We start from the raw sequence: 24,738 nt of genomic DNA, 5'->3' as shown, positions 1-24,738 counted from the left end.
AGAGCTAAATCAATGAACACCTCCAACACCCTAGACTCTCGGCTTTTTACCCCAGTCCTCATTGCAGGCAGCATCATTCTGCTTTTAGGATTTTCCATTCGCGCATCCTTTGGCCTATTTCAGATTCCGATTGCAAATGATTTCAACTGGCTACGTGCCGACTTCTCTTTAGCCATTGCAATTCAAAACCTCGCATGGGGCTTTGGCCAACCGTTATTTAGTGCCCTTGCAGAGAAGTTTGGGGATCGACGCGCCATTGTATTGGGTGCTATCTGCTACGCTGCTGGCCTTGCGATCTCTTCGTTCGCAATCACACCAGGCCAACACCAACTGCTAGAGATCATTGTAGGGTTCGGTATTGCCGGTACCGGCTTTGGCGTTATTCTAGCTATTGTTGGCCGCGCAACAGCAGAGAAGCATCGTTCAATGGCACTAGGCATAGCGACTGCAGCAGGCTCTGCTGGCCAGGTAGTAGGGCCACCATTAACTCAGGCACTGCTAAACCACTTCCCATGGCAGGATGTCTTCATGATTCTTGCAGCGATCATTCTATTCAGCATCGCATTTCTGCCATTTATCAAAGCAGATAAACCAGCACCGGTAACAAATAAATCGGAGAGCCTTGGCTCTGTGGTTAAAAGCGCGATCAAAGATAAGAACTTTATCTTTATCTTTATCGGCTTCTTCTCTTGTGGCTATCAGCTGGCCTTTATCACAGCCCACTTCCCTGCTTTCATTACTGAGGTGTGTAGCACCATCACACCAGGAAGCTTTGTCGAATCTTTAGGTATCTCTAGCACCCCCGCGTTGGGAGCAGCAGCAATCGCCTTTGTAGGATTTGCCAACATAGGCGGCACTATCCTTGCTGGTTGGTTGGGCGCGAGACACTCACGCAAATATCTGTTGGCAACGATCTATGCGCTAAGAACGGTGGTTGCTGCAGCGTTTATCATGTCACCCATCACACCTGAATCAGTTTTAATCTTCTCAGTACTGATGGGTGGACTTTGGTTAGCAACCGTACCCCTCACCTCAGGTCTTATCGCGCAGATCTATGGCCTACGTTACATGGGCACACTCTACGGCATCGTATTCTTCTCACACCAATTAGGCGGATTTGTCGGTGTATGGTTAGGTGGCGAGATGTATGACCTTTACGGTAGCTACGATCTTGTTTGGTGGGTAGGCGTCGGTGTAGGCGCACTCTCAGCGATCATCCATTTGCCAGTCGATGAACGCCCAGTTCAGCAGAGGGTCCAAGCAGTCCCTTGCGCTTAAATAATAAAGCCCTCACTAGGAGGGCTTTATATGCAGAAGAGATGAGCTAACTGGGTGTTAAATCCCACCCATACAGAGGTATTTAATCTCTAGGTAGTCATCCAGACCGTATTTAGAGCCTTCACGCCCCTGGCCGCTCTGCTTAACACCACCGAACGGTGCCATCTCAGAAGAGATGATGCCTTCGTTGATACCAACAATACCTACATCCAGCGCTTCAGCAACACGCCATACACGACCAATATCGCGGCTGTAGAAGTAAGCAGCCAGTCCAAACTCTGTATCGTTTGCTAGCGCAACCGCTTCCTCTTCTGTTTCGAACTTGTAGATAGGTGCTACTGGACCAAAGGTCTCTTCGTAGGTAACACACATTTCAGTTGTCACATCAGCAAGAATAGTTGGTTCATAGAAGGTGCCGCCCAAGGCGTGTGCTTTACCACCAAGAATGACACGCGCGCCCTTCTCTTTAGCATCCTGAACATGACGCTCTACCTTCTCCACTGCCGCAGCGTTGATGAGTGGCCCCTGAACCGCATCATCAACCTCTAGGCCGTTACCCACTTTGAAGCCAGCTACACGAGCGGCAAGCTTCTGAAGAAACTCTTCGTAGACACCTGACTGAACAATGATTCGGTTAGCACAAACACAGGTCTGTCCTGTATTGCGGTATTTAGATGCAACCACACCTTCGATTGCTGCATCCAAATCTGCATCATCAAAGACTACAAACGGAGCGTTACCACCCAGTTCCATGCTCACTTTCTTAACGGTATCGGCAGCCTGCTTCATTAAGATCTTGCCGACTTGGGTTGAACCTGTGAAAGAGATCTTACGAACTTTATCAGAACCCGTGAGCGCACCACCCACTGCTGCCGCATTAGCGCGTGAACTTGTCACGATATTGATAAGACCCGCCGGAATCCCGGCACGCACTGCCAACTCTGCAAGTGCAAGTGATGATAGCGGAGTATCTTCAGCTGGTTTCGCAACAACAGGACAACCCGCAGCTAGGGCTGGCGCAATTTTGCGCGCGATCATAGCGTTCGGGAAGTTCCACGGCGTGATAGCACCTACAACACCAACTGGCTGCTTGATAACAACTAGACGCTTATCACCTGTCGCTGCAGGAATAGTATCTCCGTATACGCGCTTAGCCTCTTCAGCAAACCACTCGATGTAGCTAGCGCCGTAAGCGACTTCACCACGTGCTTCAGCCAACGGTTTACCCTGCTCTGCTGTCATCAGGCGAGCAAGGTCTTCCTGATTTGCCATAACAAGGTCGAACCATTTACGAAGAAGATTCGATTTCTGCTTACACGGCACCGCTTTCCATGCATCCCATGCAGCATCAGCCGCATCAATTGCACGGTGCGTATCAACCTCATCCATGTCAGGTACTTCGGCAAGCAACTCACCCGTTGCAGGGTTAGTTACAGGAAAGGTTTTACCAGAGTGTGAAGCAATCCACTCGCCATTAACAAACGCGAGATTTTTAAGTAACGATTGATCTGTAAGCTTTAGAGACATTGTGATCATTTCCCTGAATAGTGTGTCTGTTTAATCTTTAAATAGTGGATGAATATTGTTCATGTTGAACTTGAGAACTGGCTCCAGTTCAGACATTTCAAAAGAGATCATCACATAGGTGTTGTCGGTGATCGGTTTCATCCAATCTGTGAATATTTCAAATACCTTCTTAGCTACCTCTTCACGCAGCTCAAACGGGCGTCCTGCACCTATCTTTAACGTGAGGTTGATATACGCAAACTCTTCTCGGCCATCTGCCACATAGTAGTCATCACAACGTATTGCTCTGCTGCGCGCGCCACCAATCGGAAATGCGCCCGTAGATACTACGTAGGTATGCAGTTCTTTAAAGAGTGTTTGAAAGTCCAAACGGTCATGCAAGTTTGCTGAGTAATCTACGACAAAATGTGGCATTTCAGATTCCTATGCTAAGTACTAACTGGATTGTCACGGATCGATTTAAGCCAGTAAAGCCCTAACAACAAAAAAGTTAATATATGAACAAATATTAGTTTACATGTTAACAAACTTTATGCAAACTAAAACCACTTCACTTTAGAGTGATACAGATATTTTTAAGGAGCCTTATCGTGCTAACCAAAGAGCAGCAAATCGAAGCAGCAAACCGACTTTACAAAGCTGAAGTTGAACGCAAACAGATTCCAGCACTTACCCTGGATTACCCTGAGATGGATATGAGCGATGCATACGCCATCCAGAAAACCTGGGTCGATCAAAAGCTTGCATCTGGCCGCAAAGTGATTGGTTACAAGGTAGGTCTTACCTCTCGTGCAATGCAGATGGCTGTAAATATCGACGAACCAGATTACGGCGTGTTACTAGATGACATGTTGTTTGAAGATGGCGATACGCTTAAGGCATCTGACTTCCTAGATCCTCGTATTGAAGTGGAATTGGCGTTTGTACTTAAAAAGCCACTGTTCGGCGAAAACGTATCAATCACTGACGTATACAACGCAACTGACTATGTGATTCCGTCACTAGAACTGATTGCAGCTCGCTGCATGCGTACAGACCCAGCGACCGGCTATACCCGCAAGGTATACGACACTATCTCTGATAACGCAGCAAATGCCGGCATCATCATGGGTGGCCGCCCAATCAAACCAACAGAGATGGATCTTCGTTGGGCAGGCGCCATGCTCTACCTAAACGGCAAGATTGAAGAGACAGGCCTAGCTGGCGGCGTACTTGGCCACCCTGCAAAAGGGATCAGCTGGGTGTGTAAACGCTTTGCGCCACATGGTCTTGGCCTTGAACCAGGCCAGGTTATCTTGGCTGGCTCATTCACCCGCCCTGTTCCAGTAAAAGCTGGTGACACCATCCATGCAGACTTCGGTCCACTAGGTGGCATCGGTCTAAGCTTCGAATAAGGTTGATGTAATGGAACTTCCAAAAAACCAATTTAAAGCAGGCTTAGCAACTGGCGAAACCCAGTTCGGCTTGTGGTGTGGCATACCTGATAACAGCGTTGCAGAGATGCTCGCGTGTGCAGGTTTTGATTGGCTATTGATCGATAGCGAGCATGCACCTTTTGATTTGCGCACGATCATGGCACACCTTCAGGCTATCGCCCCATATGATGTTGCCCCTATCGTTCGCCCAGTTATTGGTGACACTGCGCTTATTAAGCAGCTAATCGATATTGGTGCGCAAACTTTACTCGTGCCAATGATCGACACTGCTGAACAGGCAAAAGAGATGGTTCGTGCCGTTCGTTATCCACCTGAGGGTGTACGCGGTCTAGGGACATCCCTAGCTCGTGCTGCTCGTTGGAACCAGATCCCTGGCTACCTTAAAAAAGCTAACGCTGAGATCTGCTTAATTGTTCAGGCAGAGACGACAACAGCGATCGAAAATCTTGATGAAATCCTAGCTGTAGATGGTGTAGACGGTGTATTCATCGGCCCTTCTGACCTATCAGCATCTATGGGTTATATCGGTGATGCAGGCAACCCTGTTGTAGTTGAAACGATCAAGCAGGGTCTAGGTAAGATAAAAGCGGCTGGCAAATGGGGTGGCTTACTCTGCCTCGACCCAAGCATGGCACAAGAGTACATCGAAGCGGGCGCATCATTTGTAGGTGTGGGTGTCGACTCTATGATTCTTGCCAACGAGACTCGCAAACTTGCACAGAAATTCAAGGGCGGCGCTGAACCTGTCAGCACCAAGCCCCAAGCTAGTTACTAAAAGGAGATTAGGATGAACCCGAATACACTGGTTCACAGTAAGCTGATCTGCGTTGCCTTAAACGACAGCGAACAGCTTAAGAAGATGAGCGATACGTTCAACGAAAAACCTTACGTTAAGCCACCAACTCAGCCTGTGCTTTACTACAAGCCACGTAACACTTGGAGCACTGACGGTGCAGTAGTAGATTGGGCAAAAGATTTCGACGGCGTTGATGTAGCAGAAATGGCCGTGGGTGGCAGTTTAGGCGTAGTAATCGGTAAAGAGACTTGCCGCGTTTCAGAAGCTGACGCTCTTAACTACGTAAAAGGTTACACAGTCGTAGCAGAATACTCTCTTCCGGAGCAAACCTACTTCCGTCCTGATATCAAAGGTAAGTGTCTAGATAACTCAGCACCTGTAGGCCCAGCAGTCGTTTCACCAGTTGGCCTTTCTCCAGATTCACTTACTGTTGATGTAGCCGTAAATGGCAATGTGAAATCTAGTTTCCCTCTTACTCAGATGGAGCGCAGTGTTGCGACCCTTATTCACACACTCTCTTACATCATGACCCTTCAGGAAGGTGAAGTGATTGCAGTCGGCTTCTACGGTGACCGTGTTGCCGTAGCTAAAGGCGACAAAGTTGCTATTTCAATTGAGGGTGTAGGCACCCTAAACAACACTTTGGGAGGTGCCTAACATGAGACGCGCACGTATTTTGCTAGAAGGCCGTGAGCTAGATATCAACATCGACGCTAACGACCAGATCACCACAAATGAAGGTGAGCAGATCAATGTAGCACTAGATTCTGACGCAATTACTTGGCTACCACCGGTTAAAGAGCCAGGCACTATCTTTGCGCTTGGTATTAACTACGCAGACCACGCTACAGAACTGGCATTTGAACCACCTAAAGAGCCACTGATCTTTGTTAAGCACGCTAACTGCCTAACCGGTCACAAGCAGGTGAGCTACCGCCCAGACAACATCGATTACCAACACTACGAGTGTGAACTAGTCGCAATTATTGGTAAGTCAGGTAAAAACATCAAAGCGGAAGATGCTCTTGATTATGTAGCGGGTTACACCGTATGTAACGACTTTGCTATCCGTGACTACCTAGAGAACTACTACCGCCCTAACCTACGCGTCAAGAGCCGCGACTCTTTACTGCCTATGGGGCCTTGGATAGTTGATACAGCGGACATTGCTGATGCAAATGCGCTTCGCCTAACGACTCACGTCAACGGCAAGATGACTCAAGAGGGCAGCACCAAAGATATGATCTTTAATGTGCCATTCGTTATCGAGTACCTAAGTAAAGTGATGACCCTAAACCCAGGTGACATGATCTGTACAGGTACACCACACGGTATCGTCGACTGTCAGCCAGGCGACACGATCGTATGTGAAATTGAGAACATTTGTGCGCTAGAGACCCGCATGGTTAGCGAACAAGAATATTACGGCGACAAGTACTAATTACTTGCCCAAAGGAGTTTTAAAAATGAGCGATACTCTACAAACAAACCAAGCACGCGCTACCGACTACCTAAAACGTTTTGCTGATGCACCTGTAGGCCACTACATCAATGGTGAATTCACTCAGGGTTCTTGTGGCGAACTATACGACAACATCACACCAACTGATAACTCATCACTAGGTAAGGTTGTTGCCGGTACTGTGGCAGATGTAGATGCTGCTTGTCAGGCAGCAGAAGATGCATTCCAGGAGTGGTCAAACACTCCAGGCGCTGAGCGTAAAAAGATTCTTAATAAGTTTGCAGACAAACTTGTAGAGCGTGCAGACGAGATCGCACTAGTTGAGTCTATGGACTGTGGTCAGGCGATTCGTTTCATGAAACAGGCAGCTGTTCGCGGCGCAGCTAACTTCCGCTTCTTCGCCGACAAAGCACCAGAAGCGCAGAACGGCCTGGCACTTCACCAGGACGAGCACACCAACTTCACAATCCGCAACGCGATTGGTCCTGTTGGCATCATCACGCCATGGAACACCCCTTTCATGCTATCTACCTGGAAGATCGCCCCTGCCCTAGCCGCAGGCTGTACCGTGGTACACAAACCAGCTGAACTAACACCGCTAAGCGCTTACATCCTTGCTGAAATTGCAGATGAAGTTCTTCCAAAAGGCGTTTGGAACATGGTTAACGGTTTCGGTGAGACTGCTGGTAAGCGTCTAACTGAGCACCCAGCTATCAAGGCTGTCGCTCTTGTTGGTGAATCAGCGACTGGTACACACATTATGCGTCAGGGTGCAGATACGCTAAAACGTATGCACTTCGAGCTAGGTGGTAAAAACCCAGTTATTGTATTTGATGATGCAGACTTTGAACGTGCACTAGATGCAGTTGTATTCATGATCTACAGCTTGAACGGCCAGCGTTGTACTTCATCTAGCCGCCTTCTCATCCAGAAAGGTATCGCACCGAAGTTCATCGAAGCCCTAGAAGCTCGCGTTAAGAACCTTCGCGTAGGCCACCCACTGGATCCACAAACAGAAGTGGGCCCACTTGTTCACACTGGCCACTGTGCGAAAGTACTAAGCTACATGGATCTAGCGACTGAAGATGGCGCTAAAATCGCTGTTGGTGGTGCACGTGTTGATCAAGCTAACAACGGTATTTCTCTACAGGGTAACTACGTTAAACCAACCCTATTCACCGGCGCTGACAACAGCATGCGTATCGCGCGTGAAGAGATTTTCGGACCTGTTCTAACTGCTATCCAGTTTGAAACTGAAGAGGAAGCGATCGCTATCGCGAACGATACAGAGTATGGCCTATCAGGTTACATCTGGACTGAAAACACTGGCCGTGCAATGCGTATGGCTCGTAAAGTTGAAGCGGGTATGCTTTGGGTTAACTCTGAGAACAACCGTAACCTGCCTTCTCCATTCGGTGGTATCAAGCAGTCTGGTATCGGCCGTGATGGCGGCGACTGGAGCTTCGACTTCTACATGGAAACTAAGAACGTGTGTGTCGCACATGGTACTCACAAGGTTCCAACACTCGGTAAATAAGCTGATATGCGCTGGTTAACCGCCAGCGCATTCACTCAATTTAAGCGAATACTAAAATGCGTGATTTTGATGATTCGATACCTCTAAAACTGCTTAAGGCACGCGAAGTAACCATGAGTTTCTTCCGTCCTGTGTTGCAGGAGGTCTCTCTTACTGAGCAGCAGTGGCGAGTAATTCGTGCACTCAAGCAGTACCCAGAGTCTGAGTCCAAAGAGCTAGCCAATCGATGCTCACTTTTGAGCCCTAGTTTGACTGGCATTCTAACGCGCCTAGAGCAACAGGATTTGATTAAACGCCGCCGCTCTTCAGAAGACCAGCGCGTAGTTCTCATCTCTCTAACCCCAAAAGCAGAGGCGATGTTTGATGAGGTCGCTCCGTTAGTTGATGAGCGATATCAGCAGCTAACCAAGAAATTGAGCTCTAAGGATATGCAGAAGCTCGATCAACTTTTAAACAAGATATTGAGCTTAGATCCCGACGCCTAAAAGGTTCTTTATTTGTTGAGCTGAAGCAATAATGACTTTAGTAAGACTCATTAAGATAACCCTGTACGCAACGGATGCGGACCGTTCGGTAAACTCAAACACACAAAGGAAAGTGAGATAACAATATGGGTAAACTCGCACTCGCAGCCAAAATTACACATGTACCATCGATGTACCTCTCAGAGTTCGATGGTCCTCGTAAAGATACGCGTAAAGCAGCAATTGACGGCCATAAAGAGATCGGCCGTCGTTGTCGTGAACTAGGCGTAGATACCATCATCGTTTTCGATACCCACTGGCTCGTAAACGGTGGTTATCACATCCTTTGTAACGATCACTTCAAAGGCGACTACACCAGTAACGAACTACCACACTTTATCAACCACATGACCTATGAGTTCCCAGGCAACCCTGAACTCGGCCATATCATTGCTAAAGAGTGTAATCTGCAAGGTATCGATACCCTAGCGCACGACAAGACCTCACTCGCCCCTGAGTACGGAGCACTTGTTCCTATGCGTTACATGAATGAAGACCAGCACTTTAAAGTTGTCTCTATTTCAGCTCTTTGTATGGTGCACTACCTTAACGACAGTGCACGCCTTGGCTGGGCGCTTCGTGAAGCGATTGAGAAGCACTACGACGGTACAGTTGCGATTCTCGCAAGCGGTTCGCTCTCGCACCGTTTTGCACAGAACGGTAAAGCACCTGAATTTGCTCACAAGATCTGGAGCCCATTCCTAGAGCATCTTGACCACATGGTGATCGATATGTGGAAGAACGCGCAGTGGAAGGACTTCTGTGAAATGCTGCCTGAATACGCAGCCAAAGGTCACGGCGAAGGCTTTATGCACGACACGGCAATGCTGATGGGTGCACTAGGCTGGAGCGAATACAATGCACCTGCTGAGGTGGTAACACCATACTTTGGCGCATCAGGTACAGGACAGATCAACGCTATCTTCCCTGTAACGGAAGTGACAGGATCTCAGGTTCCACAAGCTGTTTCCCCTGACTCTCCGTCAACCGAAGGCGCGAGTCGACTATAATCGGACTCCACTAAGCCCTGTTATTCACAGGGCTTTTTTGTAACATCGAATCTGCTACCACTCACCTATGTTGGCCATCGATAGCCAAGGTTCAGCAGGTGCTAGTGCATCACCTTTTTGCAATAGCTCTACTGAGATCAAATCGGGAGAGCGAACAAAAGCCATTCGACCATCTCGCGGTGGTCGGTTAATCACTACACCACAAGCTTGCATGTGGGCACAGGTAGCGTAAATATCATCCACTGCGAAAGCTAGGTGGCCAAAGTTACGGCCACCTTCATAAGCTTCCGGATCCCAGTTATAGGTCAACTCAAGCAGCGGCGCCTGCTCAGCCCTGCCGCGCTCTGCATCATTCGGAGCTGCTAAAAAGATAAGTGTAAAACGCCCCGCTTCACTCTCTTTACGGGAGATCTCAACCATTCCTAAAGCATCACAATAGAAGGCTAGCGATGCATCAATATCGGTTACACGAACCATGGTGTGAAGGTATTTCATGACTACTTTCCTTAATGGGAATTGATCGCGGCTTACCCTGCGGGTAATGCGCTCCTACAATTTTCCGGGGCCTTCGCTACGCGCAGGCCCCGATATTTTCAGGTAACAACATCCGGCGCTTTGCGACCCGTAAACGCTTCAACTCCAATCAGCTTGGACGCAACAGCAGACAGAGGTGCAAGAGCGGCTTGCGTATCACACTCTAAATCTTCATTAATGAAACGATCTAGATAGACGCGCAGTGTTGCACCGGACGTGCCTGTGCCAGATAGACGAACAACAATGCGTGCGCCGTTGGTAAAGAGGATACGTACTCCCTGACGCTGACTAACAGAGCCATCGACAGGATCGGAATAGGCAAACTGGTCAGCCGTTTCAACGACAAAGCCATCAAAGTTACTACCCGCAAGGTTAGTGAGCTTCTCATCCAAAGCTTTCATCATCTCAGCAGCTTGCGCACTATCCAGACCCTCATAATCATGACGGGTAAATAGATCACGACCAAAGTTTTGCCAATGGTTACGCATCAAAGAGGCAACACTTTCACCTGTAGAGGCAAGAATATTTAGCCAACACAGTACTGCCCATAGGCCATCCTTTTCGCGAACATGGCTAGAGCCGGTTCCAAAGCTCTCTTCACCACAAAATGTAATGCGACCATCATCTATTAGGTTGCCAAAGAACTTCCACCCGGTCGGCGTCTCATAACAGTTGAGGCCTTGAGCGGCAGCGACACGGTCTAAGGCTCTGCTGGTAGGCATAGAGCGCGCGACACCTGCAAGACCCTGCGCATATCCCGGGATCAACGTTGCGTTTGCAGCGAGTACAGCAAGACTGTCACACGGGTTCACGTAGAAGTTATTACCAATGATCATGTTGCGATCACCGTCACCATCAGATGCCGCACCGAAATCCAATCCGTTTTGGTTAACTTTCGATACAAGGTCTGCAGCATGAACTAGATTTGGATCTGGATGGTGCCCACCAAAATCCTCTTCTGGGGTCGCATTAATGACACTCTCTGCGGGCGCACCTAAGCGATTAATAAGAATCTCTTTTGCGTAGGGGCCTGTTACAGCATGCATCGCATCGAAACAAAATGAGAATTCGCCACCAGAGAGAAGTGAACGCATCGCAGGGAAATCAAATAGCGACTCCATCAATTCAGCATAATCAGACACTGAATCGATGATACGAACCTTTACCCCCTCAACATCAAGGGTGCCGATAAGGTCTAGATCGATAGCTTCTATAGCGCTTAGTTTGTAGCTCGTTAAGGCACAACTCTCAGCATAGATTTTGTCTGTTAACTGCTCCGTTGCAGGACCGCCATTTGCACCATTATATTTGATGCCAAAGTCCTCATCCGGCCCACCAGGGTTATGGCTAGCCGATAAGATAATACCGCCGGAACATTTGTATTTGCGGATCACACAAGAAGCAGCAGGCGTAGAGAGGATACCACCCTGGCCTACAATAATTTCCTTGTAACCATTGGCAATGGCCATAGCAACGATGGTTTGTACTGCCTCACGGTTGAAGTAGCGGCCATCGCCACCAACGACTAAACAACCATTCTGACCTCCGCCAACTGCATTAAAGATGGCTTGTACAAAGTTCTCGAGGTAGTGCGGTTGTTGAAAGTGACGAACCTTTTTACGAAGGCCCGAGGTACCGGGCTTCTGATCTTGAAAAGGGGTCGTATTAATGAGCGTCATATCTGAATCCAAAATTGTAAAAACGAGTGCCTACTCTTGCTGATGCAATTAAACACGCCAACTTATTCTGCTGGCTCCTCTTTAATCTTTATTCACTTTCAGAGGATTGCGCCCAAAGGTTAATACCCGCATCCATAGAGGCTGCATCTATCGCAGCTAACTCAGCTTCGGTAAATTCGAGTTGATCAATAGCACCCACCGCTTCCTCTATCTGAGAAACTGATGAGGCACCAATCAATGCCGTGGTGATCTTCTCTTCACGCAGCACCCAAGCGATGGCCAGTTGCGCCAAACTCTGACCACGGGCTGCGGCAATATCATTAAGGCGATTTAACGAGTCGATAACCTCAGGCGTTAGAGTATCTGGTTCTAATGATTTCCCCTGAGTCGCACGACTCCCTTCAGGGATACCCTTTAGGTACTTACCCGTTAGCATCCCTTGCGCCAACGGAGTAAAGGCAATGGAACCTACACCAAGTTCAGCGAGCGTCTCGCGCAAGCCATCCTGCTCCACCCAACGATTGAGCATGTTGTAACTAGGCTGATGGATTAAACAGGGTGTACCCAACTCTTCCAGTATCGCAACCGCCTCTCGGGTACGAGCAGAGTTGTAGGAAGAGATACCAACATAGAGCGCTTTGCCAGAGCGCACGATCTGATCTAACGCCCCCATCGTCTCTTCTAACGGGGTGTTGGGATCAAAACGGTGTGAGTAGAAGATATCTACGTAATCCAACCCCATACGTTTTAAAGATTGATCACAAGAGGCGATAAGGTACTTACGGCTCCCCCACTCTCCATAAGGACCAGGCCACATATCGTAGCCCGCTTTGGAAGAGATAATGAGCTCATCGCGATAACCTGCGAACTCCTCTTTTAAAATACGACCAAAAGCCAACTCAGCACTGCCCGCAGGCGGCCCATAGTTGTTGGCGAGATCAAAGTGAGTAATGCCTAAATCAAAAGCTCGTGTGCACATATCGCGCTTTGTTTGGTGAGGTGTATCGTCACCAAAGTTATGCCAAAGGCCCAATGAGATTGCTGGTAGTTTTAAACCTGAACGGCCGCACTTACGATACTTCATTGTGTCGTAACGTTTTGGGTCTGCTCTGTAACTCATTCGTCATCTTCCTTGATAGTTAAACCATACTGTTTGAAGAAAGCCTCGGCATCGAGCGCTGCTCCAAAGTAGAAGCCCTGCACCTGGTTAACCCCAATTTTGCGAAGCACATCAATCTCTTCTGACACCTCAGCACCTTCGGCCACCAGAGCACAGCCCTCACTCTTAGCAAGACTCGTGATCATTCTAACCACCTGCTCAGAGGATGGATTGAGGTGTAGGTCATGCACGAATCGGCGGTCTATCTTCACCGTATCTACAGGCAGTGCTTGGAAATAGCTAAGTGAACTCATACCTGTACCGAAATCATCGAGCGATACGCCATAACCAAGTTCACGTATTGCGTTTAGTGCTCGAGTTAAGGAGTCCAAGCTAACGCTGGTCTCATGCTCACTCACCTCTATCTGCATCAGGTTAGGTGGGAAATTGTAATCAGACTGCACACGATGTAGATCGGCAGTTACGCGAAGGTCCTGAATATCATGTGCATTCAAATTGAATGAGATCTCGATGGGATGGCCCGCCTCCTGCAACTGGTAGCAGAACTTAGCACTCTCTTCGATGATGAAATTTACAAAGTTCAAACGAACTGCAGAGCGCTCCATCTCATCAACGAAGTCACCCGGATAGAGCAAACCTAATTCAGGATGACGCCAGCGAACTAGAGCTTCTGCACCCACTAACTGATCTTCATTTTGAATATCGATCTTCGGCTGAAAGTGTACCTCGAGTTGTCGCTGATCGATCGCGGCAAGCAAATCGCTAACACTAAACTGCTTACGAGAGCTCTGTCGTTCACGATCCTGCAAAGTGTAGCGAGCAAAGAGCTTACGCTCCTCTAGAGCACGTTCGAAGACCGTGTTTAGATTACTTAGGATATTTTTGAGAGTAGCACCGTCGGTTGGCGCATCAGAAGTAGCTATAGATGGCTCAATAGATATGTAGCTGCCATCAATCTCTAAACTGTCGTGTAAAAGCGAGCGAAGCCCCGTCTCAAAGGCGTCCCAGTATCGACGCTCCGCCATAACGACGTAATCCCCATTTTTCAGACGCCCAATACTGACACCTATCGGTAGACGGCTTCTAAGCAGATTATTAAAGGCGGATACCAGCGTTAATTCCGGAGCAGTTTGGGATGAACTATCAACATTAAGACCTGCAACGCGAATACCGTAGACACGAACAGAGGTATCGTCCTCATTTTTGTGGCGCAGCCAATTGAAGTGTGCTTCTAGCTGCAACTCATCCAGCAACCCTTGGGCCATATTATTATCAAGGTCCATCTCTTTAAGCGCTGTGTAGCGGTAGACCTGATTGAACATAATCGAGATGGTGTAGTAACCAAGAATGGCAAAAAGTATCGTAGGGAAATGGACGATGAATTTATCATCCTGCGAATAGAGGACGGCACCATTGAGTCCAACTGCGTAGTGAGAGAGCCAGGCGAATATAAAGATCGATAGAGGGACAACAGCCAAAATCGCAGATTGTGGAATTAGGAACCTCAAAAAGACGGGGTAGAGAAGACCACACCAGAGCGTTAAATCTAAAGAGCCGCCGTAGATCTGCACGAAAAAAGCGTTGATCAACATCACCAGAATGACTAGAGATGCCTTAATCGTTGTAGAGACGCCGTTACCAAACAGTTTTATAAGTAACAGTGTCAGCGGTAGAGGGATAAAACTCCACTCGCTACCCCCACCAATCAATAGATATTTAACAGATGCGACCACTGCCATTGCACCCGAAACCCAAAGCAACAGATGTAAAATTGAATCGAACAACTGAGTGCGAGTCGAGAAGGTATTAAATGAGCGGTACGAGGGAGTATGCATCAGGGCAATGCGCCTTTTCTCTATTTACAACAAGATTACTGACAGGGCGCGGCCATATCAAGAAAACTCTGCCCTTACGGGCAACTATGGCTCTAAAGATTGGAATTATCCTGGAAAGAGACTCATTCCAGCAGATCACTTTGATGTAGAATAGCGCAACCAATCCGCTTCACAAGGAATAGAAGCTTGAACGTATTAGCGATCACCTCTCCCCTCTTTTTTCTAATCGCGCTGGGCTATCTGGGCGTCTACAAAAAAGTGTTACTGCCAGAACACATTCCAGCATTAGGCCGTTTCGTACTCTACTTTGCAGTACCCGGAATTATGTTGATCAACCTAACCAAAAGCACACCGCAAGAGTTGATCAAACCGGACTTTATGATCACCTATGGATTAGCGAGTGTGATCACCTACTTTGTGGCCAACTTTCTGATCAGTCGCTTCACCAATAGCAAAGGTAGCGAAGCGAGTATTCTTGCCATGGGTGGCGCCATCCCAAACAGCATGTTTGTGGGTCTACCTATATTGCTGCAGGTGATGCCAGACCACGCAACCAAAGTGTTTGCTCTTTGTGTGCTGGTAGAGAACCTCCTTGTCATGCCTGTTGCGCTTTTTGTTACTGAGTGGAAAGTGGCAACCTCAGCTGCGGATGGAACTAAGCAGATTCTTAGCAAAATCGGCAAACGCTTAATATCCAACCCTATCCTACTGGCAGTTGCTGCGGGTTTAACCATGTCTGCATTAGGGCTGCACTTTCCTGCATTTATTCAGCAGTCATTAGGCATGCTAGCCAGTGGTGCGGCAGCAACAGCGCTCATTATGATTGGCGGATCTTTGGTAGGTAACTCTATCAAGGGTGATCTGCGCGCGATCTCAACGGTTACGCTATCTAAACTGGTACTGCACCCTCTCATCATGATTGCAGTATTGGCAGCCTGGGGACCTATGGATCCAATCCTTTACACCGCAGCTGTGATTACAGCAGCATCGCCGATGCTAACAGTGTTTCCGGTTTTAGCAGGGCCCTATGGTGCTGGTAAAGTAGCAGCAAGCTCACTGCTTGCAGCGACCGTTACAGCCTATGTAACGTTGAATGGCTTTTTGGCGTTTGTGTTGTAGTTCGAGCGTAATTGTAAAGTGGGGTCAGTCCCGGAGGGACAGACCCCGAGCGGCAAACTATTTACGGAGCAACGGGTCTGACCCTCCGCGGTCTGACCCAACACTCTCAGCGTCTTCCAGTGATCCATTACGAAGTCCGACTGTAGGAGCGAATTGCACGCAGTGCAAGCCGAGAAATCTATCAGCCATTTCCAGATACTGCAGAAAACAAAAAGGCCGCAATGCGGCCTTTTCTATTCAAGCAGGGATTAGTCGTTTAGACACTGCTCTAGAGCGTGCAAAGTTTCCATTGCTGGAAGAACCTGAGCAACGCTTGAGTTTGGCTCGCGACCTTCACGGATTGCCGCGATGAACTCACGATCCTGAAGTTCGATACCGTTGTTAGATACAGCAACACCAGAAAGATCGATCTTGTTGTCGTTACCGTCGTAAAGATCATCGTAACGAGCAAGGTAGGTGCCGTTATCACAGATGTAACGGAAGAAAGTACCGAATGGGCCATCGTTGTTGAATGATAGAGATAGGGTACAGATTGCGCCGCTCTCTGACTTCATACCAATAGACATATCCATCGCGATGTTAAGTTCTGGGTGGATAGGACCCTGAAGTGCTTGTGACTTAACGATCTTCTCACCAGTCTGGTAACCGAATAGGTCAACTGTGTGACAAGCATGGTGCCATAGCAGGTGGTCAGTCCAAGAGCGCGCTAGACCTAGAGCGTTTTTGTTTGAACGACGGAAGAAGTAAGTCTGCACGTCCATCTGCTGAATCTTCAACTCACCCGCCTGAACCTTGTTATGGATCCACTGGTGGCTTGGGTTGAAACGACGCGTCTGACCAGACATTGCAACAAGGCCAGTACGCTTCTGAGTCTCTACAAGCTTGATTGAGTCTTCAATGTTATCAGCCATTGGGATCTCAACCATCACGTGTTTGCCAGCTTCTAGACACTGAATAGACTGCGATGCGTGCATCTGAGTTGGAGTTGCTAGAATCACGGCATCAACGTCATCACGTGCAAGTGATTCAGCAAGGTCTGTTGTGTAGTGACCGATATTACGCTCTTCAGCAAAGGCTTTGATCGCATCAGGTTTTGTACCAACAACCGAAGTTACTTCAACGCCATCAATAGCGCTCAGTGCATCTAAGTGCTTAAGGCCGAAAGCGCCCATAGCGCCAGCAACACAAATTCTCATTATCAACTCCAAATCTTTTTAAGGGTTCGAAAGATGCTCTTGCTAAACATAGGCATCCAAGAATGATTACTAGGCTAACAATCCCTATGCCAGCCTGAAACTAAAATTAGCTCATTTGCCATTCAAAAAAGTGAAAGGCATTACTCATCTCCACTATAAAGAGATGCGGCATATCGGAACATATCGATAATTTTTTGCTGTGCCGATGTTGGTTGCCAGTTAGTACGATGAGTAATACCAATAGGGCGACGAGTATGTGATAACTCGAATGGAATCACCTCTAAGGCGCCACTTAGCAACTCATACTCGACCTGATGTCGAGATATTAGTGTTAGACGGTCACTACCCATCAGCAGTTCGCGAATCAACACCTGGGAGCTGGTCTCGATCAGTGATGAGACCTCAATATCCGATTTAGCGACGATAAGATCTTCAAAAAGCTGTCTTGTTGGTGCCCTGCTTCGCGGAACTACCCAACCATAACCCATCAGTACACTCGGCGTGAGATCATTACGAGCAATCGCGGGATGGCCCTTTCTACCAACAACCGCAAGCGGCGGTGAAATGAGCTCCTCTTGGGTCAGCTCATCAGTCGGTGGTGGGAAACGCAAAGCACCAACCAGAATATCAAGATCACCTTGTAGTAAGTGAGTGAGAAGATCCTCATAAGGACCATCGACAAGCTCTAAAGTGATACCCGGAAAGTCTCGACTAAATTGGTTTATAACAGAGGGCATCAGCGAGGTTCTTGCCAACGGCATACTACCTATTCGCAAGCGACCCACCTCTTGTCGATCACCTAAACCAGAGAGCTCCTGCAGCCCTTGATGAAGCTCAGATACAGAAAGTTTTACATTTTTAGTCAATGATTTAGCAAACTTAGTTGAAGCTATTCCTAAGCTTGTTTTTTCAAACAGGGATACACCTAAAACCGACTCAAGATCTCGACAAGCACGATGCAATGAGGATTGCGAAACCCCGAGCGCACGACCCGCCACGCTAAAGTTTTGCGCATCACTGACAGCCACCAAAGCCTTCAGTTGTGTCGTCGTAATCTGAGAGAGTGCTTGTTCGCCCTGATTCAAACGGCGCGATACTGGATGCGCCTGAATCTCGGAGAAGCCTTGAATTAGATAATCAAAGGCACGCTCTACACGCAGCATCCAGAGTTTGCCGGCATCCGTTAAGTACATGCCACTGGTCTGACGATCGAATAGCTTAACGTCGAGCATCTTCTCGAGTTTAGCAATTGCTTGGGTCATCGCTGGCTGAGAGAGAAAAACCCTACTCGACGCCTGACTAATACCGCCAGCCTTTGCAACCTCAATGAATACCCTAAGGTGCCTGATATTGGGAATATTCGTAAACATGAGAGCGATAATACTCTTACAATCGACAAATGCCTATATCAAAAACTAATACCCCTTCGGGTAAAACTTAATAGATCTCAAATAGGCAAAATTGGAGTATGTATAGCTGATAAACGCAGTTTGGCTAAATGTCAGACGCGAGAGATAGATTAGAACGAGGAAATAGATCTTATGATTATCGATATTCATGGTCACTACACCACTACCCCTCCAGGTGTTGGCGCTTGGCGTGACGCACAGACAGCAGAAGTTGCTAAAAACCCAGATTTCGTTGGCGAGAAAGGCGACTTCGGTGTAACCGACGATGAGATTCGTGAATCGATCATCAATAACCAGCTTAAGCTTCAGCAGGAGCGTGGCACCGACCTCACTATCTTCTCACCACGCGCAAGCTGGATGGGACATCACGTAGGTAACGAGCACACGAGCCGTTTCTGGACTGAAAACCAGAACGACCTGATCCGTCGTGTATGTGATCTTTTCCCTGAGAACTTCGTACCAGTAGCTCAGCTTCCTCAGTCACCAGGCGTTGATCCGGCTAAATCTGTACCAGAGATCATTCGTACAGTTGAAGAGATGGGCTTTATCGGTATCAACCTAAACCCAGATCCATCAGGCGGCCACTGGAACGGCAGCCGTCTATCGGCTCGCGAGTTTTACCCTATCTACGAGAAGATGTGTGAGTACGATATCCCTGCGATGATCCACGTATCAGCAGCGTGTAACCACAACTTTGATACTACAGGCTCACACTACCTAGGTGCTGATACAACTGCGTTCCAGCAGCTAATGATGTCGGATGTATTCAAAGACTTCCCAACACTTAAGATCATCATTCCTCATGGTGGCGGTGCTGTTCCTTACCACTGGGGTCGTTTCCGTGGCATGGCACTGGATAAAGGTTTTGAACTAGAAGAGCGCGTGCTTAACAACGTCTTCTTCGATACCTGTGTATACCACCAGAAAGGTATCGACTGTCTTCTAGACGTTATCCCTACAGATAACATCCTGTTCGCATCAGAGATGATCGGCGCGGTTCGTGGTATCGACCCTGAGACAGGCCACTACTTCGATGACACCAAGAAGTACATCGACGCGACCACTAAGGTTGATGCAGCAGCTAAGAAGGCGATCTTTGAAGATAACGCTCGCCGCGTATTTAGCCGTCTTAAAGTTTAATTCGAGTTCTAGGAGAGAATCATGGCAGAGAACGTAGTTGTTCAGCACATTGAACGTGCAGATCCAGAAGTTATTGCAGGACTCGCTAAACTAGGTGTTGCGACTGTACACGAAGCGCAGGGCCGTCGCGGTCTTCTAGCGCATTACATGCGCCCTATCTATCAGGGTGCCGGCATTGCCGGTAGCGCAGTGACTATCTCTGGCGCCGCTGGCGACAACTGGATGATGCACGTTGCAATCGAGCAGTGTCAGCCAGGCGACATCATGGTGTTCGCACCTACTTCACCTTCATACGACGGTTTCTTTGGCGACCTACTAGCGACCTCAGCTAAAGCTCGTGGAGTTCAGGGCCTCATCATTGATGGCGGCGTGCGCGATACAAAGATCCTTCGCGAGATGGAGTTCCCAGTTTGGTCGAAAGCGGTTTACGCAAAAGGCACCATCAAAGAGACTCTAGGTTCAGTAAACATTCCAATGGTTTGTGCTGAAGCGCTTATCTATCCTGGCGACATTATCGTTGCCGATGACGATGGCGTTTGTGTTGTGCGTCGTGAAGAGGCTGCAGATGTTCTTAAAGAGGCTCTAGCACGCGAAGCACGCGAAGAGGAGAAGCGTGTTCGCATGGCTAACGGCGAACTCGGCCTTGATATCTACAACATGCGCCCTCGCCTAGAAGAGAAAGGCCTTAAATATGTCTAATGGCATTCGCTGCATGTGGATGCGCGGCGGCACATCTAAAGGTGGTTACTTCTTAAAAAGTGACCTACCGAGCGATACCGCCGCACGTGATGCCTTTCTTCTTGGCATGATGGGATCGCCTGATCCACGTCAGATCGACGGTCTAGGTGGTGCTGACCCTATAACCTCAAAGGTTGCAGTGGTTAGCGCATCTGAGCGCGATGATGCGGATGTCGACTACCTATTCCTACAGGTGTTCGTTGATCAAGCGATCGTCACCGATGCACAGAACTGCGGAAATATCCTTGCAGGCATTGGTCCTTTCGCGATCGAGCGGGGCTTGGTTAAAGCAATCGGTGATGAGACACAAGTGCGTATCTTCATGGAGAACACCGGACAGATCGCTATCGCCACAGTTGCAACACCGAATGGCTCAGTGACCTACAAAGGAGAATCAAAGATCGATGGCGTACCAGGCACTTCAGCGGCTGTACCGCTTGAGTTCTTAGATACTGCTGGCTCATCTTGTGGCGCTCTACTTCCTACGGGTAATGCAGTTGACCTTATCAACGGTGTCGAGTGTACCCTCATTGATAACGGCATGCCTGTAGTTGTAATGCGCGCATCAGATATGGGTATCAGCGGCACAGAGTCTCGTGAAGAGTTAGAAGCAAATAGCGAACTTCGCGCTAAGCTTGAAGCGATTCGCCTACAAGCGGGCCCAATGATGAATCTAGGCGATGTGACTGAGAAGTCTGTGCCTAAGATGAGTATGGTAAGCGAGGCGACCGATGGTGGTGCACTATCTACACGCACATTTATCCCTCATCGCTGCCACGCCTCTATCGGTGTACTCGGTGCAGTTAGCGTTGCGACCGCAGCTATTTTACCAAACTCACCTGCCGCTTCAGTTGCTAACCTGCCTGAAGGGAACAGAAAAACACTTGCTGTTGAGCATCCAATCGGTGAAATGACGGTAGTTATTGATATCGATCAGGATGGCCAACCAAAAAGCGCTGCACTATTACGCACAGCGCGAAAACTATTTGATGGCGAAGTTTTCGCTGAATAATTAGGAATTAAGATCATGGATGCAGATTACCGCCCGTTTCACGACAACCCTAAAAAGCCTGACTTTGTAGCGCCTGCCGGAGCAGTTGATGCGCACTGTCACGTGTTTGGCCCAGCCGACAAATTTCCGTACCACCCTAAGCGTAAATACACGCCTTGTGACGCCTCTAAAGAGCAGCTATTCGCACTGCGTGATTACCTGGGCTTTAGCCGTAACGTTATTGTACAGGCTTCATGTCACGGTACAGACAACGCAGCACTAGTTGATGCTCTTGAGACTGCTGGCGACCTAGCACGCGGTGTAGCAGTGGTTGACCCTGCAATCACCGTAGAAGAGCTAGAGGCTATGGATAAAGCGGGTGTTCGCGGCGTTCGTTTCAACTTCGTAAAACGCCTTGTTGATACAACACCAAAAGAGGTGTTCCTATCGATTGCCGAGAAGATTAAACCACTAGGCTGGCACATCGTTGTCTACTTCGAAGCGCCAGACCTTGAAGATCTGATTCCGTTCCTAAACGAACTTAATACAACCATCGTTGTCGACCACATGGGCCGCCCAGACGTTGCTAAAGGTGTTGATCACCCAGACTTCCAACGTTTCATGGACCTAATGCGTAACAACGACAAAGTGTGGACTAAAGTGAGCTGCCCAGAGCGCCTAACGAATACACCACCTGATTACTCAGATGTTGTTCCTTACATGCGCGCACTCGTTGAAGCCTTCCCAGACCGTGTTCTTTGGGGTACTGATTGGCCACACCCTAACATGAAGTCACACACACCAGATGACGGCATGTTGGTTGATGTCATTCCACATATCGCTGTAACTGAAGAGCTACAACGTAAACTATTGATCGATAACCCAATGCGTTTGTACTGGGAACGATAAGGAGTTCTTATGATTGAACCAATCATTGAGGGCACATACAAATTTGACGGTGTAGCAGCAAAATTGGGCTACAACCTCAACAAGATGTGTTTCTCGTTTAATGAAGAGAGCGCTCGCGAAGCGTTTCGCCAAGACGAAGCAGCATACTGCGACAAGTTCAAACTGAACCCAGCTCAGAAAGAGGCGATCCTGAAGCGCGATATCATCGCCCTACTTCGTAATGGCGGCAGTATCTATTACCTAGCGAAGTTTGCAGGAACCCTCGGCCTAAACGTTCAGGACGTAGGCGGCATCATGACCGGCCAGACAACTGAAGAGTTCCAGGCATACCTAGACAGTCAAGGAGTGGGCAAAACGAATGGCTAAAATCTTAGGTGCTATCGGCACATCACACGTACCAGCTATCGGTGTTGCGGTTGACCGCGGTATTGAAGATACCCCTTACTGGAAAGATCTATTCGCAGCTTATGTACCTGTGCGTAACTGGATCAACGAGAACAAACCAGACATCGCGGTTCTATTCTACAACGACCACGGTCTTGAGATGTTCTTAGACAAGAAACCAACCTTCTCTATCGGCTGTGCAGAAGAGTACTGCAACGCTGACGAAGGCTGGGGTATCAAACCCATCCCACCACTCACCGGTGAGACTGATCTATCTTGGCACATCGTTAACCACCTCATCGAGAACGACTTTGACCCGACTGTTTGTCAGGACATTAAAGTGGATCACGGTGCGACTGTCCCTATGTCTGTCCTCTACCCAGGCCACACATACAAAGGTACCAAGGTGATTCCGATCGCGATCAACTGTGAGCGCCACCCAATGCCAAAACCATCTCGCTCATACGCATTTGGTAAAGCGATTGGTGATGCTATTCGTTCATGGGATAGTGACCAGACTGTTGTTGTACTTGGTACTGGTGGCCTATCGCACCAGCTAGATGGCGAGCGTGCAGGCTACCTAAACACTGAGTTCGACCAGATGTGTATGGATAAGCTAGTGACTGATCCTGAGTCACTCACCCACTACACCAACGATGAGTTAACAGAAATTGCAGGTGCTCAAGGCGTTGAGCTTGCTATGTGGCTAGCGATGCGTGGTGCTTGTTCAGGTCCAGTTGATGAGCTTGTTAACGTGCTTATCGCGCCGATCTCGAACACAGCGGCGGGTGTTCAGCTTCTAGTGCCTAAAGCCTAAGCTGAGACTTGATCGTTAAAAAAGCGCCCTCGGGCGCTTTTTTGTTTTGGGATTTTCGCGGCTTTCCGCTTCGCGGAAATGCGCTCCTACAACATCTTTCCGCAGCTCCGTAGGAGCGCATTCCCCGGAGGGGAAGCCGCGATCAAACCGCTAAAGCGGTTTGTAAGTCTACCAGCGATCTTCCAGAGAAGAGCGTAATTGAATTAAGAAAACAGCGCCTTCATCACCTTATCATTCGAATTACGAATATGCAGACGCAATAGCTCTGTTGCGGTCTTCTCATCACGATCAAAGGCAGCCTGCATTAGCGCTTCGTGCTCATCTTTACCTGCTGGCTCATTGGTTGGAGCTTGATTAAGTGCAAGACGGCGAAAGCGTTCACTCTGATCATAGAGCGTTGAGATAAAACGAAGCTGCCACTGCGATGGACAAGCGCTGATCAAAGCCATGTGGAAACGACGGTTCTCACGGGTTCTTGCTAGAATCTGATCGGCATCTAACGCACCGGTTTGCGCACGTACAGCCAACTCACGGTGACGAGCACCTGCAATTGCCGCCTCCCAATCTAGGTCACCTAAACGTATAGACTGCCTAAATGCATCCACTTCTAACATCTCTCTGAGACGCGAAACTTCGACAAACTCATCAGCATCGATGGGTGCAGCCCAATAGCCACGTTGACCACGACGCGTCACCAACCCTTCGGCAGCTAAACGCGAGAGAGCCTCTCGCACCGGTGCAGCACTGGAACCATAGCGTTCAGCCAAAACACCAATAGAGAGTTTGGATTCAGGCTCTATATTGCCCTCTAAGATATCAGTACGAAGCTGTTGGTAGGTTGAAGGGGTCTCTAGCTCTTCCATGATTAAACCTTAAAAATTTACATTTCATCGAATTATCACGCAGTTGAACTAAAACGTCCAAATAATTCGATTTCTGATTAGATCCTATTTAATTAGATCTACCCATATTCATAAGAATTGATATTTCGCCTTGGCTTCTCTCGCTGAATATGGATAATACCGCCAACATTAGCAAATGCTTATTTAATAAATACGGATATCACGAAATGTTTCCAAAACGTCGCGCTCCACTTGTACAAGCTGTCATCATGAGTCTCATCATGGTTACCGTCATGACCTTTGTTATTACATCAGTGAATACTGGCTGGTCTGAAGGCTTTATCGGTCGCTGGATTAACGCTTACGCAGTTGCATGGCCTATCGCATTTTCGGTGATTCTTATATTTGGTCGTCGTATTGCAGCGCTAACCCAAAAACTCTGTATCAAAGAGTAA

At 48.3% G+C, this 24,738-nt stretch carries 25 protein-coding genes; 16 read left to right on the top strand and 9 right to left on the bottom strand.

Annotated features, from left to right (window positions below):
* Positions 1-12 precede the first annotated feature (12 nt).
* On the top strand, positions 13-1,278 hold the full coding sequence (locus HH196_RS02965; RefSeq protein WP_169450600.1) for an MFS transporter: 1,266 nt from the start codon (positions 13-15) through the stop codon (positions 1,276-1,278).
* A gap of 57 nt (positions 1,279-1,335) precedes the next feature.
* Here HH196_RS02965 and HH196_RS02960 read toward each other — a convergent pair whose 3' ends face one another.
* Together HH196_RS02960 and HH196_RS02955 are read right to left on the bottom strand one after the other, a co-directional pair.
* On the bottom strand, positions 1,336-2,805 hold the full coding sequence (locus tag HH196_RS02960; protein WP_169450599.1) for an NAD-dependent succinate-semialdehyde dehydrogenase: 1,470 nt from the start codon (positions 2,803-2,805) through the stop codon (positions 1,336-1,338).
* Between the two features lie 30 nt (positions 2,806-2,835).
* Positions 2,836-3,219 (bottom strand): 5-carboxymethyl-2-hydroxymuconate Delta-isomerase, encoded by a 384-nt coding sequence (locus tag HH196_RS02955; protein ID WP_169450598.1) that lies wholly within the window; start codon positions 3,217-3,219, stop codon positions 2,836-2,838.
* Between the two features lie 176 nt (positions 3,220-3,395).
* On the opposite strand from HH196_RS02955, the gene hpaH reads away from it, so the two are divergent.
* The 7 genes from hpaH to hpaD all read left to right on the top strand — a co-directional run bounded on the left by hpaH (position 3,396) and on the right by hpaD (position 9,570).
* A complete protein-coding gene (gene hpaH, locus HH196_RS02950; protein WP_169450597.1) occupies positions 3,396-4,199 on the top strand; it encodes a 2-oxo-hept-4-ene-1,7-dioate hydratase in 804 nt (267 codons plus the stop codon).
* Positions 4,200-4,209: 10 nt separating this feature from the next.
* Positions 4,210-5,016: a 4-hydroxy-2-oxoheptanedioate aldolase gene (gene hpaI / locus HH196_RS02945; RefSeq protein WP_169450596.1), complete on the top strand. Its 807-nt coding sequence runs from the start codon at positions 4,210-4,212 to the stop codon at positions 5,014-5,016.
* A 12-nt stretch (positions 5,017-5,028) separates the two neighbouring features.
* Positions 5,029-5,694 (top strand): fumarylacetoacetate hydrolase family protein, encoded by a 666-nt coding sequence (locus tag HH196_RS02940; RefSeq protein WP_169450595.1) that lies wholly within the window; start codon positions 5,029-5,031, stop codon positions 5,692-5,694.
* A gap of 1 nt (position 5,695) precedes the next feature.
* Positions 5,696-6,478 (top strand): fumarylacetoacetate hydrolase family protein, encoded by a 783-nt coding sequence (locus HH196_RS02935; RefSeq protein ID WP_169450594.1) that lies wholly within the window; start codon positions 5,696-5,698, stop codon positions 6,476-6,478.
* A 25-nt stretch (positions 6,479-6,503) separates the two neighbouring features.
* The gene (gene hpaE / locus HH196_RS02930) at positions 6,504-8,036 is read left to right on the top strand and encodes a 5-carboxymethyl-2-hydroxymuconate semialdehyde dehydrogenase (RefSeq protein ID WP_169450593.1); all 1,533 of its coding nucleotides are present in this window, start codon (positions 6,504-6,506) and stop codon (positions 8,034-8,036) included.
* A gap of 56 nt (positions 8,037-8,092) precedes the next feature.
* On the top strand, positions 8,093-8,521 hold the full coding sequence (gene hpaR, locus HH196_RS02925; RefSeq protein ID WP_169450592.1) for a homoprotocatechuate degradation operon regulator HpaR: 429 nt from the start codon (positions 8,093-8,095) through the stop codon (positions 8,519-8,521).
* A 125-nt stretch (positions 8,522-8,646) separates the two neighbouring features.
* Positions 8,647-9,570 carry a 3,4-dihydroxyphenylacetate 2,3-dioxygenase gene (gene hpaD, locus HH196_RS02920; RefSeq protein ID WP_169450591.1) on the top strand — a complete coding sequence of 308 codons (924 nt, stop codon included), beginning with the start codon at positions 8,647-8,649 and terminating at the stop codon, positions 9,568-9,570.
* Between the two features lie 54 nt (positions 9,571-9,624).
* Here hpaD and HH196_RS02915 read toward each other — a convergent pair whose 3' ends face one another.
* The 4 genes from HH196_RS02915 to HH196_RS02900 all read right to left on the bottom strand — a co-directional run bounded on the left by HH196_RS02915 (position 9,625) and on the right by HH196_RS02900 (position 14,738).
* Positions 9,625-10,065, bottom strand: coding sequence for a VOC family protein (locus HH196_RS02915; RefSeq protein WP_169450590.1), 441 nt, complete (start codon positions 10,063-10,065; stop codon positions 9,625-9,627).
* Positions 10,066-10,163: 98 nt separating this feature from the next.
* Entirely contained in the window at positions 10,164-11,783 is a 1,620-nt protein-coding gene (locus HH196_RS02910; protein ID WP_169450589.1) for an alpha-D-glucose phosphate-specific phosphoglucomutase, read from the bottom strand.
* A gap of 88 nt (positions 11,784-11,871) precedes the next feature.
* Entirely contained in the window at positions 11,872-12,903 is a 1,032-nt protein-coding gene (mgrA, locus tag HH196_RS02905; protein ID WP_169450588.1) for an L-glyceraldehyde 3-phosphate reductase, read from the bottom strand.
* Positions 12,900-14,738, bottom strand: coding sequence for an EAL domain-containing protein (locus tag HH196_RS02900; protein ID WP_169450587.1), 1,839 nt, complete (start codon positions 14,736-14,738; stop codon positions 12,900-12,902). The genes mgrA and HH196_RS02900 overlap by 4 nt, the downstream gene beginning before the upstream one ends.
* A gap of 186 nt (positions 14,739-14,924) precedes the next feature.
* Here HH196_RS02900 and HH196_RS02895 point away from each other — a divergent pair, with 186 nt between their 5' ends.
* Positions 14,925-15,857 carry an AEC family transporter gene (locus HH196_RS02895; RefSeq protein ID WP_169450586.1) on the top strand — a complete coding sequence of 311 codons (933 nt, stop codon included), beginning with the start codon at positions 14,925-14,927 and terminating at the stop codon, positions 15,855-15,857.
* A gap of 248 nt (positions 15,858-16,105) precedes the next feature.
* Here the strand turns inward: HH196_RS02895 and HH196_RS02890 are convergent, their stop codons facing one another.
* Complete coding sequence (locus HH196_RS02890) at positions 16,106-17,053, bottom strand: Gfo/Idh/MocA family oxidoreductase (RefSeq protein ID WP_169450585.1); 948 nt, start codon at positions 17,051-17,053, stop codon at positions 16,106-16,108.
* A 140-nt stretch (positions 17,054-17,193) separates the two neighbouring features.
* Positions 17,194-18,423: a LysR family transcriptional regulator gene (locus HH196_RS02885; RefSeq protein WP_169450584.1), complete on the bottom strand. Its 1,230-nt coding sequence runs from the start codon at positions 18,421-18,423 to the stop codon at positions 17,194-17,196.
* 171 nt (positions 18,424-18,594) lie between these two features.
* Between HH196_RS02885 and HH196_RS02880 the strand changes: the two genes are divergently transcribed.
* Genes HH196_RS02880 through HH196_RS02855 form a run of 6 tightly spaced genes read left to right on the top strand, consistent with a single transcriptional unit; the run spans position 18,595 to position 23,441 of the window.
* Positions 18,595-19,602, top strand: a complete 1,008-nt coding sequence (locus HH196_RS02880) for an amidohydrolase family protein (RefSeq protein WP_169450583.1) — start codon at positions 18,595-18,597, stop codon at positions 19,600-19,602.
* A gap of 21 nt (positions 19,603-19,623) precedes the next feature.
* The gene (locus HH196_RS02875; RefSeq protein WP_169450582.1) at positions 19,624-20,301 is read left to right on the top strand and encodes a 4-carboxy-4-hydroxy-2-oxoadipate aldolase/oxaloacetate decarboxylase; all 678 of its coding nucleotides are present in this window, start codon (positions 19,624-19,626) and stop codon (positions 20,299-20,301) included.
* Complete coding sequence (locus HH196_RS02870) at positions 20,294-21,352, top strand: 4-oxalomesaconate tautomerase (RefSeq protein ID WP_169450581.1); 1,059 nt, start codon at positions 20,294-20,296, stop codon at positions 21,350-21,352. Before HH196_RS02875 ends, HH196_RS02870 begins: the two co-directional genes overlap by 8 nt.
* Before the next feature lie 12 nt (positions 21,353-21,364).
* Complete coding sequence (locus HH196_RS02865) at positions 21,365-22,240, top strand: amidohydrolase family protein (protein WP_305791998.1); 876 nt, start codon at positions 21,365-21,367, stop codon at positions 22,238-22,240.
* Positions 22,241-22,249: 9 nt separating this feature from the next.
* Entirely contained in the window at positions 22,250-22,606 is a 357-nt protein-coding gene (locus HH196_RS02860) for a protocatechuate 4,5-dioxygenase subunit alpha (RefSeq protein WP_169450579.1), read from the top strand.
* On the top strand, positions 22,599-23,441 hold the full coding sequence (locus HH196_RS02855) for a class III extradiol dioxygenase family protein (protein WP_169450578.1): 843 nt from the start codon (positions 22,599-22,601) through the stop codon (positions 23,439-23,441). The genes HH196_RS02860 and HH196_RS02855 overlap by 8 nt, the downstream gene beginning before the upstream one ends.
* A gap of 203 nt (positions 23,442-23,644) precedes the next feature.
* Here the strand turns inward: HH196_RS02855 and HH196_RS02850 are convergent, their stop codons facing one another.
* Positions 23,645-24,304: a GntR family transcriptional regulator gene (locus HH196_RS02850; RefSeq protein ID WP_169450577.1), complete on the bottom strand. Its 660-nt coding sequence runs from the start codon at positions 24,302-24,304 to the stop codon at positions 23,645-23,647.
* Between the two features lie 206 nt (positions 24,305-24,510).
* Here HH196_RS02850 and HH196_RS02845 point away from each other — a divergent pair, with 206 nt between their 5' ends.
* Complete coding sequence (locus HH196_RS02845) at positions 24,511-24,738, top strand: DUF2798 domain-containing protein (RefSeq protein WP_169450576.1); 228 nt, start codon at positions 24,511-24,513, stop codon at positions 24,736-24,738.

This window comes from Marinobacterium sp. LSUCC0821, assembly GCF_012848475.1.
In the GTDB taxonomy this organism is placed as follows: Bacteria; Pseudomonadota; Gammaproteobacteria; order Pseudomonadales; family Balneatricaceae; genus Marinobacterium_E.
This window is presented reverse-complemented; position numbering and strand designations above follow the sequence as displayed.

Coding starts and splice junctions, on each gene's coding strand:
- HH196_RS02965 (WP_169450600.1), top strand. CDS start 13: ATGAACACCTCCAACACCCTAGACTCTCGGCTTTTTACCCCAGTCCTC.
- HH196_RS02960 (WP_169450599.1), bottom strand. CDS start 2,805: ATGTCTCTAAAGCTTACAGATCAATCGTTACTTAAAAATCTCGCGTTT.
- HH196_RS02955 (WP_169450598.1), bottom strand. CDS start 3,219: ATGCCACATTTTGTCGTAGATTACTCAGCAAACTTGCATGACCGTTTG.
- hpaI (WP_169450596.1), top strand. CDS start 4,210: ATGGAACTTCCAAAAAACCAATTTAAAGCAGGCTTAGCAACTGGCGAA.
- HH196_RS02940 (WP_169450595.1), top strand. CDS start 5,029: ATGAACCCGAATACACTGGTTCACAGTAAGCTGATCTGCGTTGCCTTA.
- HH196_RS02935 (WP_169450594.1), top strand. CDS start 5,696: ATGAGACGCGCACGTATTTTGCTAGAAGGCCGTGAGCTAGATATCAAC.
- hpaE (WP_169450593.1), top strand. CDS start 6,504: ATGAGCGATACTCTACAAACAAACCAAGCACGCGCTACCGACTACCTA.
- hpaR (WP_169450592.1), top strand. CDS start 8,093: ATGCGTGATTTTGATGATTCGATACCTCTAAAACTGCTTAAGGCACGC.
- hpaD (WP_169450591.1), top strand. CDS start 8,647: ATGGGTAAACTCGCACTCGCAGCCAAAATTACACATGTACCATCGATG.
- HH196_RS02915 (WP_169450590.1), bottom strand. CDS start 10,065: ATGAAATACCTTCACACCATGGTTCGTGTAACCGATATTGATGCATCG.
- HH196_RS02910 (WP_169450589.1), bottom strand. CDS start 11,783: ATGACGCTCATTAATACGACCCCTTTTCAAGATCAGAAGCCCGGTACC.
- mgrA (WP_169450588.1), bottom strand. CDS start 12,903: ATGAGTTACAGAGCAGACCCAAAACGTTACGACACAATGAAGTATCGT.
- HH196_RS02900 (WP_169450587.1), bottom strand. CDS start 14,738: ATGCATACTCCCTCGTACCGCTCATTTAATACCTTCTCGACTCGCACT.
- HH196_RS02890 (WP_169450585.1), bottom strand. CDS start 17,053: ATGAGAATTTGTGTTGCTGGCGCTATGGGCGCTTTCGGCCTTAAGCAC.
- HH196_RS02885 (WP_169450584.1), bottom strand. CDS start 18,423: ATGTTTACGAATATTCCCAATATCAGGCACCTTAGGGTATTCATTGAG.
- HH196_RS02880 (WP_169450583.1), top strand. CDS start 18,595: ATGATTATCGATATTCATGGTCACTACACCACTACCCCTCCAGGTGTT.
- HH196_RS02875 (WP_169450582.1), top strand. CDS start 19,624: ATGGCAGAGAACGTAGTTGTTCAGCACATTGAACGTGCAGATCCAGAA.
- HH196_RS02870 (WP_169450581.1), top strand. CDS start 20,294: ATGTCTAATGGCATTCGCTGCATGTGGATGCGCGGCGGCACATCTAAA.
- HH196_RS02860 (WP_169450579.1), top strand. CDS start 22,250: ATGATTGAACCAATCATTGAGGGCACATACAAATTTGACGGTGTAGCA.
- HH196_RS02855 (WP_169450578.1), top strand. CDS start 22,599: ATGGCTAAAATCTTAGGTGCTATCGGCACATCACACGTACCAGCTATC.
- HH196_RS02850 (WP_169450577.1), bottom strand. CDS start 24,304: ATGGAAGAGCTAGAGACCCCTTCAACCTACCAACAGCTTCGTACTGAT.
- HH196_RS02845 (WP_169450576.1), top strand. CDS start 24,511: ATGTTTCCAAAACGTCGCGCTCCACTTGTACAAGCTGTCATCATGAGT.